Origin of the sequence: Rhodococcus sp. IEGM 1409 (genome assembly GCF_030056735.1) — a bacterium.
Taxonomy (GTDB): Bacteria; Actinomycetota; Actinomycetes; order Mycobacteriales; family Mycobacteriaceae; genus Rhodococcus_F.
In genome coordinates, this window is record NZ_JASHKN010000014.1 from 124,400 (window position 1) to 137,119 (window position 12,720).

Consider the following 12,720-nt stretch of genomic DNA (forward strand, 5'->3'; position numbering starts at 1 on the left):
TTCAGGACCAGGCCCAGTTCGGGTCTGAACGTTCTCGGTTCAGTTCAGTTCAGTTCAGTTCAGTTCAGTTCGGTTCGGCTCAGTTCATAGGCAGTGGCACGGCGCCGCGAGCTGCCAACATGTCGGTCATCAGCTTGGACTCGCTCTGCTGCGTGTTGACCATGGTCTGCGCCAGGCTGCGCACCGGACCCTCGGTGGCGTCAGCTGCTGCGTACTCCATCATCGGAAGCCCACCTTCGTGGTGACGAAGCATCAACTGCAGGAACAAGGTGTCGAGTTGCAGGCCTTCCGCTGCGCGGAGAGCTGCAAGGTCCTCGGGGGACGCCATGCCGGGCATGGTGTCGACCGGGCCCGAATGAGCCATGTCCATCGTGGCCGAAGTCCCGTGCGATCCGTGGCCGGAGCCCGAGTCGGACGACATCCACTCCATGTACGGACCCACCTTGGACAGCGGCTGATCCCACATGGTCAGCCACGCCTGCATCTGACCGAGCTGGTTCTGCTGCGTGGTCAAGATGTCGAACGCGAGCGTGCGCATGTCGTTGTCGGTGGACTTCGTCAGAGCGATCGACGCCATGTCCACTGCCTGGCTGTGATGCACGCTCATGTCCTGTGCGAATCCGACGTCCACCGAATCCGATGCCGGAACGGTCAGTGACGACTTCGCGTCGGGTCCGAGGAGACTGGTAAATGCGCCCAATGCAAAACCGACGGCGATCGCGCCGATCAGACCGATGATCAGCAGTGCGGTGCGCTGACTCGGCTTCGAAGACTGATCGGTGTTCTGGGAACTATCCACCGGCGGGAATCTGCTCGTCGGTCGCCGCGGTAGCGCCCGCGCCGTCCATCTGGATGGCGTCGGGGCCCGGAGGCGTCGGATCGAACGGCGACGTCGACGGAGTGAACAGCGGATTGGTGCAGCTCGCGCCGACCTCGGGGTAGACGTTCGGGTTCTGGTTCAGCGCGGTGATGAACTGATCGATGCGATCGTCGTCGGCCTTGTCGATCTCGACGCGATGGCCCCACGACTGCAGAGAAATGGGGCTGCTCTGACCGGGGAACGGCGACATCAGCATGTAGGACTTGCCGTTGACGCGTCCGGCAAGGCTGTCGATCTGGTCCTGATCGACGAGATCAGGGTTGTACGTGATCCAGATGGCACCGTGCTCGAGCGAGTGGACGGCATTCTCGGTGCGGATCGGGTCGGCGTACACGGTTCCGGTGCAGTTCGCCCAGGTGGCGTCGTGCGGGCCACCGAACGGCGGGGTCTGGTCGTACGCGACGCGCTGAGCGGAATCGACGTGCTGGCCCGCCGGGTATTCGATCTTGAGGACGCCGTCGATCTTGTCTGACGGATCCTTGTTCTCCGAGCTGTACTTGTACGGCTCGAGGGCTTGCCGCTCCTCGACCTTGGGCCACAGATTGATGCCGAGCACGGCGATGAGTGCGAGCACAGCCACACCGGCGCCGATCGACAGCCAGGGGATCTGGCGGGGAGCGGGGACGCCACCCTTGCCCTTCTTGGCCGGCCGACTGCTCTGGTTGGCGGCCTTGATGGCCTTGGCTGATTTGGCCCCGGAGTTCTTCTTGGGACCGCGACTATCGGAACCGCTTGGCATCGATTGGGCTCTTTCGGTGTGTGGGCTTGAGGTGTAGCGCGCCCGCGCATGAAGGTACGCGGTGGTAGCTCGGGCATTACCACTGTACTTTCCGAGTCTGAGGGCAAACTTTGAGAGTGGCGTGCGACACGCCACAGCGGCCTCGAATAGCTTCACCGAGTGCGAGGCGTGAGGCGAGTCTCCACTTCCGGTGTCCAGGCAATAGGATGAATACCTGTGACTCCAGCTGACCTTGCCGAACTGCTCCGCGGAACCGCAGCGAGCGTCCTTGCCGATCGTGGCCTCGACGTATCCGTGCTGCCCGAAACCCTTACCGTCGAGCGACCACGCAACCCCGAGCACGGCGACTACGCCACCAACATTGCGATGCAGGTAGCCAAGAAGGTCGGCACGAATCCCCGCGAGCTGGCGGGCTGGATCGCCGAAGCCCTCACCGCTGCCGACGGAATCGAATCCGCCGAGATCGCCGGGCCCGGCTTCCTCAATATTCGGCTCGACAAGGATGCCCAGGGTGCGATCGTCGTGTCGGTTCTCGAAGCCGGCGCGTCGTACGGCTCGGGTGATTCCCTCGCCGGCAAGAAGATCAACCTCGAATTCGTCTCGGCCAACCCCACCGGTCCGATTCACCTCGGTGGAACCCGTTGGGCCGCAGTCGGAGACGCGCTCGGACGCATTCTGTCCGCGCAGGGTGGGTTGGTCACACGTGAGTACTACTTCAACGACCACGGTGCCCAGATCGACCGCTTCTCGCGTTCGCTGATCGCTGCAGCGAAGGGCGAACCTGCTCCCGAAGACGGTTACGCCGGTGCATACATCGCCGACATCGCCGCCTCGGTGCTGAAGCAGCGCCCCGACGCGATGGAGCTGCCGGCCGACGAGCAGCAGGAAACCTTCCGGGCCATCGGCGTCGAATTGATGTTCACGCACATCAAGCAGACACTGCACGATTTCGGCGTCGACTTCGACGTGTACTTCCACGAGAACTCGCTCTTCGAATCCGGTGCGGTCGAGAACGCCGTCGAATCCCTCAAGGGTTCGGGCAACCTCTTCCACGAAGACGGTGCTTGGTGGCTCAAGAGCACCGATTACGGCGACGACAAGGATCGCGTCGTCATCAAGAGCGACGGCAACGCCGCCTACATCGCCGGTGACATCGCCTACTTCCAGAACAAGCGCGCCCGCGGGTTCGACCTCTGCATCTACATGCTCGGTGCCGACCATCACGGTTACATCGGCCGTCTCAAGGCTGCCGCCGCCGCTTTCGGTGACGATCCGGACACCGTGGAGGTGCTGATCGGCCAGATGGTCAACCTCGTCAAGGACGGCACCGCCGTCAAGATGAGCAAGCGTGCAGGCACCGTCATCACCCTCGACGACCTGGTCGAGGCAATCGGCGTCGACGCGTCGCGCTACGTCATGATCCGCTCGTCGGTCGACTCCAGCATCGACATCGACCTGGACCTGTGGACCAAGACCAGCAGCGAGAACCCTGTCTACTACGTCCAGTACGCGCACGCACGACTCGCTGCGATCGCCCGCAACGCCGCAGACCTCGGACTCTCGGCCGACGCGAGCCACCTCGCCCTGCTCACTGTCGAGCAGGAAGGCGACCTCATCCGCACGATCGGCGAGTACCCGCGCGTCGTGTCCAGCGCAGCGAATCTGCGTGAGCCGCACCGTATTGCCCGCTACCTCGAAGAACTCGCGGGTGCGTACCACCGCTTCTACGGCGCGTGCCGCATCCTTCCGCAAGGCGACGAAGACGCCACCGACGTGCATCGCGCGCGTCTGGCCCTTTGCGCCGCCACCCGACAGGTCCTGGCCAACGGCCTCGAACTGCTCGGCGTCACCGCACCGGAGCAAATGTGAACGCGCACCCCGCCGGCCCCAAGCATGCCGAGCAGTTGCAGGCCCCCGGCTTGCCCGACCGTCCGGCCGGCCCCGAAGCCTTCGGTGAACTCTCACCGCAGGTGTGGCCGCGCAACGCTTCTCGCGGTGACGATGGTGAAGTGACCCTCGCGGGTGTGAAGGTCAGTGAACTTGCCGAGAAGTACGGCACCCCGTTGTTCGTCATCGACGAGGACGACTTCCGCTCGCGCTGCCGTGACATGGCCCGCGCTTTCGGCCCGGACGCCAAGGTGCACTACGCATCCAAGGCGTTCCTCTGCGGTGAGATCGCACGCTGGGTTGCCGACGAAGGCCTCTCGCTCGACGTCTGCTCCGGCGGCGAACTGGCGATCGCGTTGCACGCGGACTTCCCGGCCGAGCGAATTGCCATGCACGGCAACAACAAGTCCGTCGCCGAACTGGCGGCAGGCGTCGCCGCGGGCGTGGGGCACGTCGTGCTCGACTCGGCGATCGAGATCGACCGACTCGATCGCGTCGCCGGGGAAGCCGGTGTCGTTCAGGACGTGTTGATCCGCCTGACCGTTGGCGTCGAAGCGCATACCCACGAATTCATCTCCACCGCACACGAAGACCAGAAGTTCGGCTTCTCGCTGGCCGGGGGAGCGGCAATCGACGCGGTCCGCCGCGTCTTCGCCGCCGAAAACCTGCGACTGGTCGGACTGCACAGCCACATCGGCTCGCAGATCTTCGACGTCGACGGCTTCGAGGTGGCAGCGCACCGCGTGATCGGTTTGCTCCGCGACGTCGTCACCGAGTTCGGCGTCGAGAAGACCAAGCAGATTTCGATCATCGATCTCGGCGGCGGCATGGGGATCTCGTACATCCCGTCCGACGACCCGCCGCCCGTCGACGAACTGGCAGCAAAGCTCGGTCACATCGTGCGCAACGAGTCCGCACTGGTCGGACTGCCGGAGCCGACGCTTGCCGTCGAACCCGGCCGCGCCATCGCCGGACCGGGCACGGTGACGCTCTACGAGGTCGGCACCATCAAGGACGTCACGGTGGGCAGTTCGCTGACACGCCGCTACATCAGCGTCGACGGCGGGATGAGCGACAACATCCGCACGTCCCTCTACGGTGCGGAGTACGAAGCCAAGTTGGTTTCGCGAACTTCCGAGGCTGATCCCGTCGTTGCACGTATCGTCGGTAAGCACTGCGAGTCCGGTGACGTGGTCATTCGGGACACCTGGATGCCCGAGGACGTCGGACCCGGTGATTTACTAGCGGTAGCAGCGACCGGTGCATACTGCTATTCGATGTCGAGCAGGTACAACCTGCTCACCCGCCCAGCCGTGGTGGCGGTGCGTGACGGAGTCTCACGCGTGATTCTGCGGAGGGAAACAGTGGAAGATCTGCTCAGCTTGGAGGTATCGCAGTGACGAGCGAATCGGCGCATCGCGCTATCGGTGTGGCCGTTCTCGGCCTCGGCAACGTCGGGAGCGAGGTCGTCCGGATCATTCGTGAGCAGGCCGAGGAACTCGAAGCCCGCGTCGGCGCCCCGTTGGAACTGCGGGGAGTTGCCGTTCGTCGTATCGGCTCGGACCGCGGAATTCCCGAGGAACTGCAGACGACGGACGCCGAGTCCCTGGTCGGTCGTGACGACGTCGACATCGTCGTCGAGGTGATCGGCGGAATCGAGCTTCCTCGCAAGCTGATTCTCTCCTCGCTCAACTCCGGTAAGTCAGTCGTCACCGCCAACAAGGCGCTGCTCGCGGACCACACCGGTGAATTGGCGGAGGCTGCAGAGGCCAACTCGGTCGACCTGTACTTCGAGGCCGCTGTTGCCGGCGCGATCCCCGTGATCCGCCCGCTCACGCAGTCGTTGGCCGGAGACCGTGTCAACAAGGTCGCCGGAATCGTGAACGGCACCACCAACTTCATCCTCTCGGCGATGGACGAGACCGGCGCCGACTACGAGGAGACACTGGCCGAAGCCGGACGCCTCGGTTACGCGGAAGCCGATCCGACCGCCGACGTCGAAGGCTACGACGCCGCGGCGAAGGCTGCGATCCTCGCGTCGATCGCGTTCCACACCCGCGTCACTGCCGCGGACGTGTACCGCGAAGGAATCTCCACGATCACTTCTGCCGACCTGGCGTCGGCGAAGGCACTCGACTGCACGATCAAGTTGCTCTCGATCTGCGAGCGCATCGTCACACCCAAGGGCAAGGAGCGGATTTCCGCTCGCGTGTACCCGGCGCTGGTTCCACTCAGTCACCCGCTCGCTTCGGTCAACGGCGCGTTCAACGCCGTTGTCGTGGAAGCAGAGAACGCCGGCCGGCTCATGTTCTACGGCCAGGGCGCAGGCGGCGCCCCCACCGCTTCCGCGGTGATGGGTGACCTGGTGATGGCGGCGCGCAACAAGGTTCACGGCGGCCGCGGCCCCCGTGAGTCCAAATACGCCAAGCTCAAGATCGCCCCGATGGGCGACATCCTCACGCGCTACTACGTGAACATGGAGGTCGCGGACAAGGAAGGCGTGCTGTCCGCAGTCGCCGCCGAGTTCGCCAAGCACGGCGTGAGCATCTCCGTTGTCCGTCAGGAGGGCGCCGGCGCCGGCGCGCGTCTGGTGGTCGTCACTCATGTAGCAACCGACGCGGCTCTGTCCGAGACCGTGGCGGCCCTCAACGAACTCGAATTCGTCACCGCTGTGACCAGCGTGCTGCGACTGGAAGGCACTGAACAATGACCGGCATCGTCAACCCAGTCCACAAGGCATGGCCGGGTCTCATCGAGGCATACCGGGACCGTCTCGCGATCGGTGACAACTGGAAGACCGTCACCCTGCGCGAAGGCGGCACCCCGCTCCTGCCGGCCGGCCACCTCTCCGAGATCACCGGCTGCGACGTCTACCTCAAGGTCGAGGGTCTAAACCCCACCGGTTCCTTCAAGGACCGCGGCATGACGATGGCCGTCACCGACGCCTTGGCCCGTGGCCAGCGCGCAGTTCTGTGCGCGTCCACCGGCAACACCTCCGCCTCGGCCGCTGCGTATGCAGCCAAGGCCGGCATGACCTGCGCCGTGCTCATCCCGCAGGGCAAGATCGCCATGGGCAAGCTCGCGCAGGCAGTCATGCACGGCGCCAAGATCATTCAGGTGCAGGGCAACTTCGACGACTGCCTCGAGCTGGCACGCAAGACCACGGCGGAATTTCCCACCATCGGTTTGGTCAACTCGGTCAACCCGGTGCGCATCGAAGGTCAGAAGACCGCGGCATTCGAGATCATGGACGTTCTCGGCAAGGCTCCCGACGTGCACGCCCTCCCGGTCGGAAACGCCGGAAACATCACCGCGTACTGGCGAGGCTACTCCGAGTACTACGCCGACGGCCTGACCACGGTCAAGCCCCGCATGCTCGGCGTTCAGGCTGCCGGTGCGGCTCCGCTGGTCAACGGCGCACCCGTCAAAGATCCCGAAACCATCGCCACCGCAATCCGAATCGGTTCCCCCGCTTCCTGGAACGGCGCTGTCGCCGCGAAGGAAGAGTCGAACGGTGCATTCCGTGCCGCCACCGACGAGAAGATCCTCGAGGCTTACCGTCTGATCGCCGCCACCGAGGGCGTCTTCGTCGAACCGGCATCGGCAGCCAGCGTCGCCGGCCTGCTCGCCGCACGTGCAGAGGGCTGGCTCGAGCCGGGACTGACCGTCGTGTGCACGGTGACCGGTAACGGTCTCAAGGATCCTGACACGGCTTTGAAGGGTATGCCGAACGTCGAGCCGATCGGTGTCGATCCCGTTGCCGTTGCGGCTGCCCTCGAGCTTGCATAGTGTCTGTGGATTCATCGACCACTCCGCGGAATCCGGTGTCTGACATGACTATAACCCTGCCTATCGGCCTTTCGGTGACTGCTCGCGTCCCGGCCTCGAGTGCAAACTTGGGGCCGGGGTTCGACACCCTCGGTCTGGCGTTGGGGTTGTACGACGAAATCGTGGTCACCACAACGGATTCAGGTCTCCAGATTCGCGTCGAAGGTGAAGGCGCCGCCGACGTCCCTTGGGGTCCTTCGCATCTCGTGGTTCGCGCCATCGAGCGTGGTCTCGAAGCGGCTGGAGTATGGGCCAGCGGCCTGGACGTGTTGTGCCGCAACACCATCCCGCATTCGCGCGGGCTGGGGTCCTCGGCTTCCGCGGCCGTCGGCGGACTCGCCGCAGCCAACGGTCTGGCACGCGCACTCGATGCCGAGATCGGTTTGACGGAAGAGCAGTTGGTTCAGCTCTCTTCCGAGTTCGAAGGTCACCCGGACAACGCGTCTGCCAGTGTTCTCGGCGGCGCAGTCGTCTCGTGGAGTTGCCCGCCTGCCGTCGAAGGCGACGAGCCGATCTACTCCGCGGCGAAACTCGACGTACATCCCGATATCCGTGCCGTTGCACTGGTTCCCGAGGAACGGTCGTCCACCGCACACACCCGTGGGCTCCTGCCCGAATTGGTTCCGCACCAAGATGCGTCGTTCAACGCGAGCCGCAGTGCACTGGCCGTCGTCGCGCTCACGGCTCGGCCGGATCTGTTGATGGCAGCCACCGAAGATCGCCTGCATCAGGCACAGCGCGCACCCGCCCTTCCGCTCACGACGCGATGGATCGGCATCCTTCGTGAGGCTGGCATTGCTGCGACCGTTTCCGGAGCAGGCCCCACCGTGTTGGCGCTCAGCACAGAACCTTTCCCCGTCGAACTCGCCGAGGCGGCGCGGGCAGACGGACTCCGTGTGCTCGAATTGGACGTCGCCGACGGCGTCGAAGTATCCACGACCACGGTCTGAGCCCTGCCTTGGTCCTGGTGATCGCCCACTACCGATCGGTAGTGAACTGACACACCCAGTCGTCCAAATTCTTGCCGGACTCAGGTTTGGGCGCTATCCTGGGCTATGTCCGTACATCGTGCGCGTCAGTCGCCGGTGCATCACCAGGGGGCAAAACTCCTTCCCAATCGGGGTCCACAGTCCTTGGCATGATTCTCGCAGGCATGATTCTCGCGCTTGTACCTTCTCCGAAGGTTTGGATCCTCCGCGGATCGAACACTCAGAGGTTCCACAACTCTGGGGTTCACCACACGGGGGAGTGAATCGACGACGAAGGCGCGTTGGGCAGGTTTGCGAGCGCATGAAAAGTTTGAGGCGAGAGTTTCCGACATTCATGTGACGGCGGACAAGCCGGCAGTTCTGGACAGCAACCACGTACGGCACCACCGAGTTCGGTATTCAATCGAACTGCGGGACGAACCCTCGACTTTGCGCAGTGCGAGTGAGGGAAGGAAAGGACCTCCGTGACCGATACGGACCTCATCGCCACTTCTGCACCCGCCGGGTCGGAATCAGGCGACAATTCTCAGGCGTCATCTTCAGCATCGAACGGTGCGGTGGCGACCTCCACGAAGCGTGCGGAAGCGCGTCGTGGTGCCGGACTCTCCGGCATGGTGCTCACCGAACTCCGCACTCTTGCGGGTGAACTGGGCATCAAAGGCACTTCCGGCATGCGGAAGGGCGACCTGATCGCAGCCATCAAGGAGCGACAGGGCGGCAGCGCAAAGGCTGCACCCGCACAGAGCGAACTCACGCTCGACGACGCACCCGTAACGCGCACCCGTGCCAAGAGCACTCGCGCAGCACGTACCGAAACTCCCGCAGCCGAAACGGCTCCCGCGGCAGAATCCGCTCCTGCCGAGGCAACGCCTGCGCGTACCGAATCCGCCGAGGATTCCGATCAGAGCGCACCCCGTCGCGGACGTCAGCGTCGCGGCGCCGCTCGTCGCGCAGGTTCACCTGACCAGGGTGAACTGAGCATCGAGCAGGAAGCTCCTTCGACCAAGTCCAACGCGGACACCGCGAAGGCCGCCGATGCCTCGAAGGTCAACGAGACCGCCAAGGCTGAGGCTCCGGCCGAGCGTCCTGCGCGCACCGAGGGCAAGTCCGACGCTGATCAGGCTCCCGCCGAGCAGGGCAACGAGCGTCCCCGCCGCGAACGCAACCGCGACAACCAGGGGCAGCGCGACAACCAGGGGCAGCGCGATAACCAGGGGCAGCGCGACAACCAGGGCAACCGGGCCAACCAGGACCGTCAGGATCGCCCGGACCGTCAGGATCGCCCGGACCGTCAGGATCGTCAGGACCGCCAGGATCGCGGTAACCAGAACAACGCAGGCCAGAACAACGCCGGTCCGCGCACAGACAACCGCAACAACGGCCCGGACGACGACGAAGAGGGTGGACGCGGACGCCGCGGACGCCGCTTCCGTGAGCGTCGTGGCCGTGGTCGCGACCGCGGTGAGGGTGGCGCACCCAACGATTCGCGCGAGACCGAGATTCGTGAGGACGACGTCCTGCAGCCGGTCGCCGGCATCCTCGACGTCCTCGACAACTACGCCTTCGTGCGTACGTCCGGGTACCTCGCCGGCCCCAACGACGTCTACGTCTCCATGAACCTGATCCGCAAGAACGGCCTTCGCCGTGGCGACGCCATCACCGGCGCTGTCCGGGTCTCGCGTGACGGTGAGCAGGGCAGCCAGCGTCAGAAGTTCAACCCGCTGGTCCGTATCGACACGGTCAACGGCGGCGACGTCGAGGCCGCGAAGAAGCGCCCCGAGTTCAACAAGCTCACGCCGCTGTACCCGAACCAGCGTCTGCGCCTCGAGACCGAGCAGCATATTCTCACGACGCGCGTCATCGACCTGGTGATGCCCATCGGTAAGGGCCAGCGTGCCCTCATCGTGAGCCCGCCCAAGGCCGGTAAGACCAGCGTGTTGCAGGCGATCGCGAATGCCGTCGCCACCAACAATCCTGAGTGCTACCTGATGGTCATCCTCGTGGACGAGCGTCCCGAGGAAGTGACAGACATGGAGCGCAGCGTGAAGGGTGAGGTCATTTCCTCCACCTTCGACCGGCCGCCGGGAGATCACACCGCAGTTGCCGAGCTGGCAATCGAGCGTGCGAAGCGCCTGGTCGAGATGGGTAAGGACGTCGTAGTACTGCTCGACTCCATCACGCGTCTGGGTCGTGCGTACAACAACTCCTCGCCGGCATCGGGACGCATCCTCTCCGGTGGTGTCGACTCGACGGCCCTGTACCCGCCGAAGCGTTTCCTCGGTGCTGCCCGCAACATCGAGAACGGTGGATCGCTCACCATCATCGCTACCGCAATGGTCGAAACCGGATCCACGGGCGACACCGTGATCTTCGAAGAGTTCAAGGGCACCGGCAACGCCGAGCTCAAGCTCGATCGCAAGATCGCCGAACGCCGCGTCTTCCCGGCCGTGGACGTCAACCCGTCCAGCACGCGTAAGGACGAGTTGCTCCTGAGCCCGGACGAAGCTGCGGTGCTGCACAAGCTCCGCCGCGTCCTGTCCGGTCTGGACTCGCATCAGGCCATCGATCTGCTGATCGATCGTCTGAAGAAGAGCAAGAACAACCTCGAGTTCCTGATGCAGGTCTCCAAGACCGCACCGGGTGCGATCGACGACTGATCGACTCGACGTCAAAAGGCCCACAACCAGCTGGTTGTGGGCCTTTTGCATGGACGGAACAAAACCGAGGGGCAGTGCGTTGACAACTTCGTACAGCCACCCCGAGGCGTGCGAGACGCGGAATTTCTGGTGAAGTACCGCATCTGGCATACTGAACGGCCGAGTCCGGTTCCGGTTCACGATGTCGATTGGCGACGTCGACCCGGCGACCATTGAAAGGGACACCATGAAGGCAGGAATCCACCCAACTTACGTAGCGACCACCGTCGTCTGCGGTTGCGGTAACACGTTCGAGACCCACAGCACCAAGGAGTCCGGACGCATCAACGTCGAGGTTTGCTCGCAGTGCCACCCGTTCTACACGGGCAAGCAGAAGATTCTCGACACCGGTGGACGCGTCGCTCGCTTCGAGGCTCGCTACGGCAAGCGCGCAGACAGCAAGGTCCCGGCCACCGAGTCCTAGCTGTTCCGCCGACGCCCGATCTGCCATGTGCAGATCGGGCGTCGGCTTTTTTGTGCCTGCACTCGGTTTGCGCGTTTCCCGGGTGCCGGCGTCGAACTATCTTCAAGCGCGCACCGTAGGAATCGAAACTCAGAGCGGAGCGAACCATGGCAGGCGCAACCCAGCCCTCGGCCATCGACGACATCTTGGCGGAGCACGCCGGTCTCGAAGCACAGATGTCCGATCCGGCGCTGCACAACGACCCTACGGCTGCCAGGCGCGTCGGTAAGCGCTTCTCCGAGCTCTCGCCGATCATGTCGACGTACAACAAGCTCACGGCCGCGCAGGACGATCTGGAAGCCGCGCGCGAACTCGCTGCCGACGATTCCAGCTTCGCCGCCGAGATCCCCGATCTCGAAGCCGAGGTCGCGCAGCTCGAGCAGACGCTGACCGATCAGTTGGCACCCCGAGATCCGCACGACGGCGACGACATCGTCCTCGAAGTGAAGTCCGGTGAAGGTGGCGAAGAATCCGCACTCTTTGCCTCGGACCTGGCCCGCATGTACGTCCGCTACGCAGAACGGCACGGCTGGCGCGTCGAGATTCTCGACGCGACGGTCTCCGATCTCGGCGGATACAAGGAAGCCACGCTGTCGATCAAGAGCAAGTCCGATACCCCGGACGGAGTGTGGGCGCGGCTCAAGTTCGAGGGCGGCGTTCACCGCGTCCAGCGAGTGCCCGTCACCGAATCCCAGGGACGCGTTCACACTTCGGCTGCCGGCGTTCTGGTGTACCCGGAACCCGAAGAGGTCGAGCAGGTCCAGATCGACGAAGGTGACCTGCGTATCGACGTCTACCGTTCGTCCGGCAAGGGCGGTCAGGGCGTCAACACGACGGACTCCGCTGTTCGAATCACGCACCTTCCGACCGGCATCGTCGTCACGTGTCAGAACGAGCGTTCACAGCTTCAGAACAAGGCGCGCGCCATGCAGGTGCTGGCAGCCCGTTTGCAGGTAGTCGCAGAGGAGGCCGCGGACGCAGAAGCGTCGGCAGGTCGCCAGAGCCAGGTTCGGACGGTGGACCGTTCGGAGCGCATCCGCACCTACAACTTCCCCGAGAACCGCATCACCGATCACCGCATCGGATTCAAGTCGCACAACCTCGACGCGGTGCTCGACGGCGAGCTCGACGCACTCCTCGACGCATTGGGCAAGGCGGACCGAGAGGCGCGTCTCGCGGCCGAGTAGATGCAGACCATGACTGACCTCCACCCCGCCGGGAACTCGGTGAACCGCGTG

Annotated in this window: 10 protein-coding genes; 8 read left to right on the plus strand and 2 right to left on the minus strand. The window is 64.3% G+C overall.

The annotated features are described in order from the left end of the window. Positions 1-79: 79 nt before the first annotated feature. Together QM716_RS27485 and QM716_RS27490 are read right to left on the minus strand one after the other, a co-directional pair. A complete protein-coding gene (locus tag QM716_RS27485) occupies positions 80-799 on the minus strand; it encodes a DUF305 domain-containing protein (RefSeq protein ID WP_283307423.1) in 720 nt (239 codons plus the stop codon). After that, positions 792-1,619 carry a thioredoxin-like domain-containing protein gene (locus QM716_RS27490; protein WP_283307424.1) on the minus strand — a complete coding sequence of 276 codons (828 nt, stop codon included), beginning with the start codon at positions 1,617-1,619 and terminating at the stop codon, positions 792-794. Before QM716_RS27490 ends, QM716_RS27485 begins: the two co-directional genes overlap by 8 nt. Positions 1,620-1,835: 216 nt before the next feature. Here QM716_RS27490 and argS point away from each other — a divergent pair, with 216 nt between their 5' ends. The 8 genes from argS to prfA all read left to right on the plus strand — a co-directional run bounded on the left by argS (position 1,836) and on the right by prfA (position 12,669). After that, complete coding sequence (gene argS / locus QM716_RS27495) at positions 1,836-3,488, plus strand: arginine--tRNA ligase (protein ID WP_283307425.1); 1,653 nt, start codon at positions 1,836-1,838, stop codon at positions 3,486-3,488. After that, positions 3,485-4,906 (plus strand): diaminopimelate decarboxylase, encoded by a 1,422-nt coding sequence (lysA, locus tag QM716_RS27500; protein ID WP_283307426.1) that lies wholly within the window; start codon positions 3,485-3,487, stop codon positions 4,904-4,906. The genes argS and lysA overlap by 4 nt, the downstream gene beginning before the upstream one ends. Next, the gene (locus QM716_RS27505) at positions 4,903-6,216 is read left to right on the plus strand and encodes a homoserine dehydrogenase (protein WP_283307427.1); all 1,314 of its coding nucleotides are present in this window, start codon (positions 4,903-4,905) and stop codon (positions 6,214-6,216) included. Before lysA ends, QM716_RS27505 begins: the two co-directional genes overlap by 4 nt. Then, complete coding sequence (thrC, locus tag QM716_RS27510) at positions 6,213-7,295, plus strand: threonine synthase (RefSeq protein WP_003941280.1); 1,083 nt, start codon at positions 6,213-6,215, stop codon at positions 7,293-7,295. The genes QM716_RS27505 and thrC overlap by 4 nt, the downstream gene beginning before the upstream one ends. A 44-nt stretch (positions 7,296-7,339) precedes the next feature. Further along, on the plus strand, positions 7,340-8,284 hold the full coding sequence (gene thrB, locus QM716_RS27515; RefSeq protein ID WP_283307428.1) for a homoserine kinase: 945 nt from the start codon (positions 7,340-7,342) through the stop codon (positions 8,282-8,284). Positions 8,285-8,787: 503 nt separating this feature from the next. Continuing rightward, positions 8,788-10,980, plus strand: coding sequence for a transcription termination factor Rho (rho, locus tag QM716_RS27520; RefSeq protein WP_283307429.1), 2,193 nt, complete (start codon positions 8,788-8,790; stop codon positions 10,978-10,980). Positions 10,981-11,206: 226 nt separating this feature from the next. Beyond that, complete coding sequence (gene rpmE, locus QM716_RS27525; RefSeq protein ID WP_003941310.1) at positions 11,207-11,443, plus strand: 50S ribosomal protein L31; 237 nt, start codon at positions 11,207-11,209, stop codon at positions 11,441-11,443. Between the two features lie 146 nt (positions 11,444-11,589). Next, positions 11,590-12,669, plus strand: a complete 1,080-nt coding sequence (gene prfA / locus QM716_RS27530; protein ID WP_283307430.1) for a peptide chain release factor 1 — start codon at positions 11,590-11,592, stop codon at positions 12,667-12,669. The last annotated feature ends 51 nt before the right edge of the window (positions 12,670-12,720 follow it).

Coding starts and splice junctions, on each gene's coding strand:
- QM716_RS27490 (WP_283307424.1), bottom strand. CDS start 1,619: ATGCCAAGCGGTTCCGATAGTCGCGGTCCCAAGAAGAACTCCGGGGCC.
- thrC (WP_003941280.1), top strand. CDS start 6,213: ATGACCGGCATCGTCAACCCAGTCCACAAGGCATGGCCGGGTCTCATC.
- thrB (WP_283307428.1), top strand. CDS start 7,340: ATGACTATAACCCTGCCTATCGGCCTTTCGGTGACTGCTCGCGTCCCG.
- rpmE (WP_003941310.1), top strand. CDS start 11,207: ATGAAGGCAGGAATCCACCCAACTTACGTAGCGACCACCGTCGTCTGC.
- prfA (WP_283307430.1), top strand. CDS start 11,590: ATGGCAGGCGCAACCCAGCCCTCGGCCATCGACGACATCTTGGCGGAG.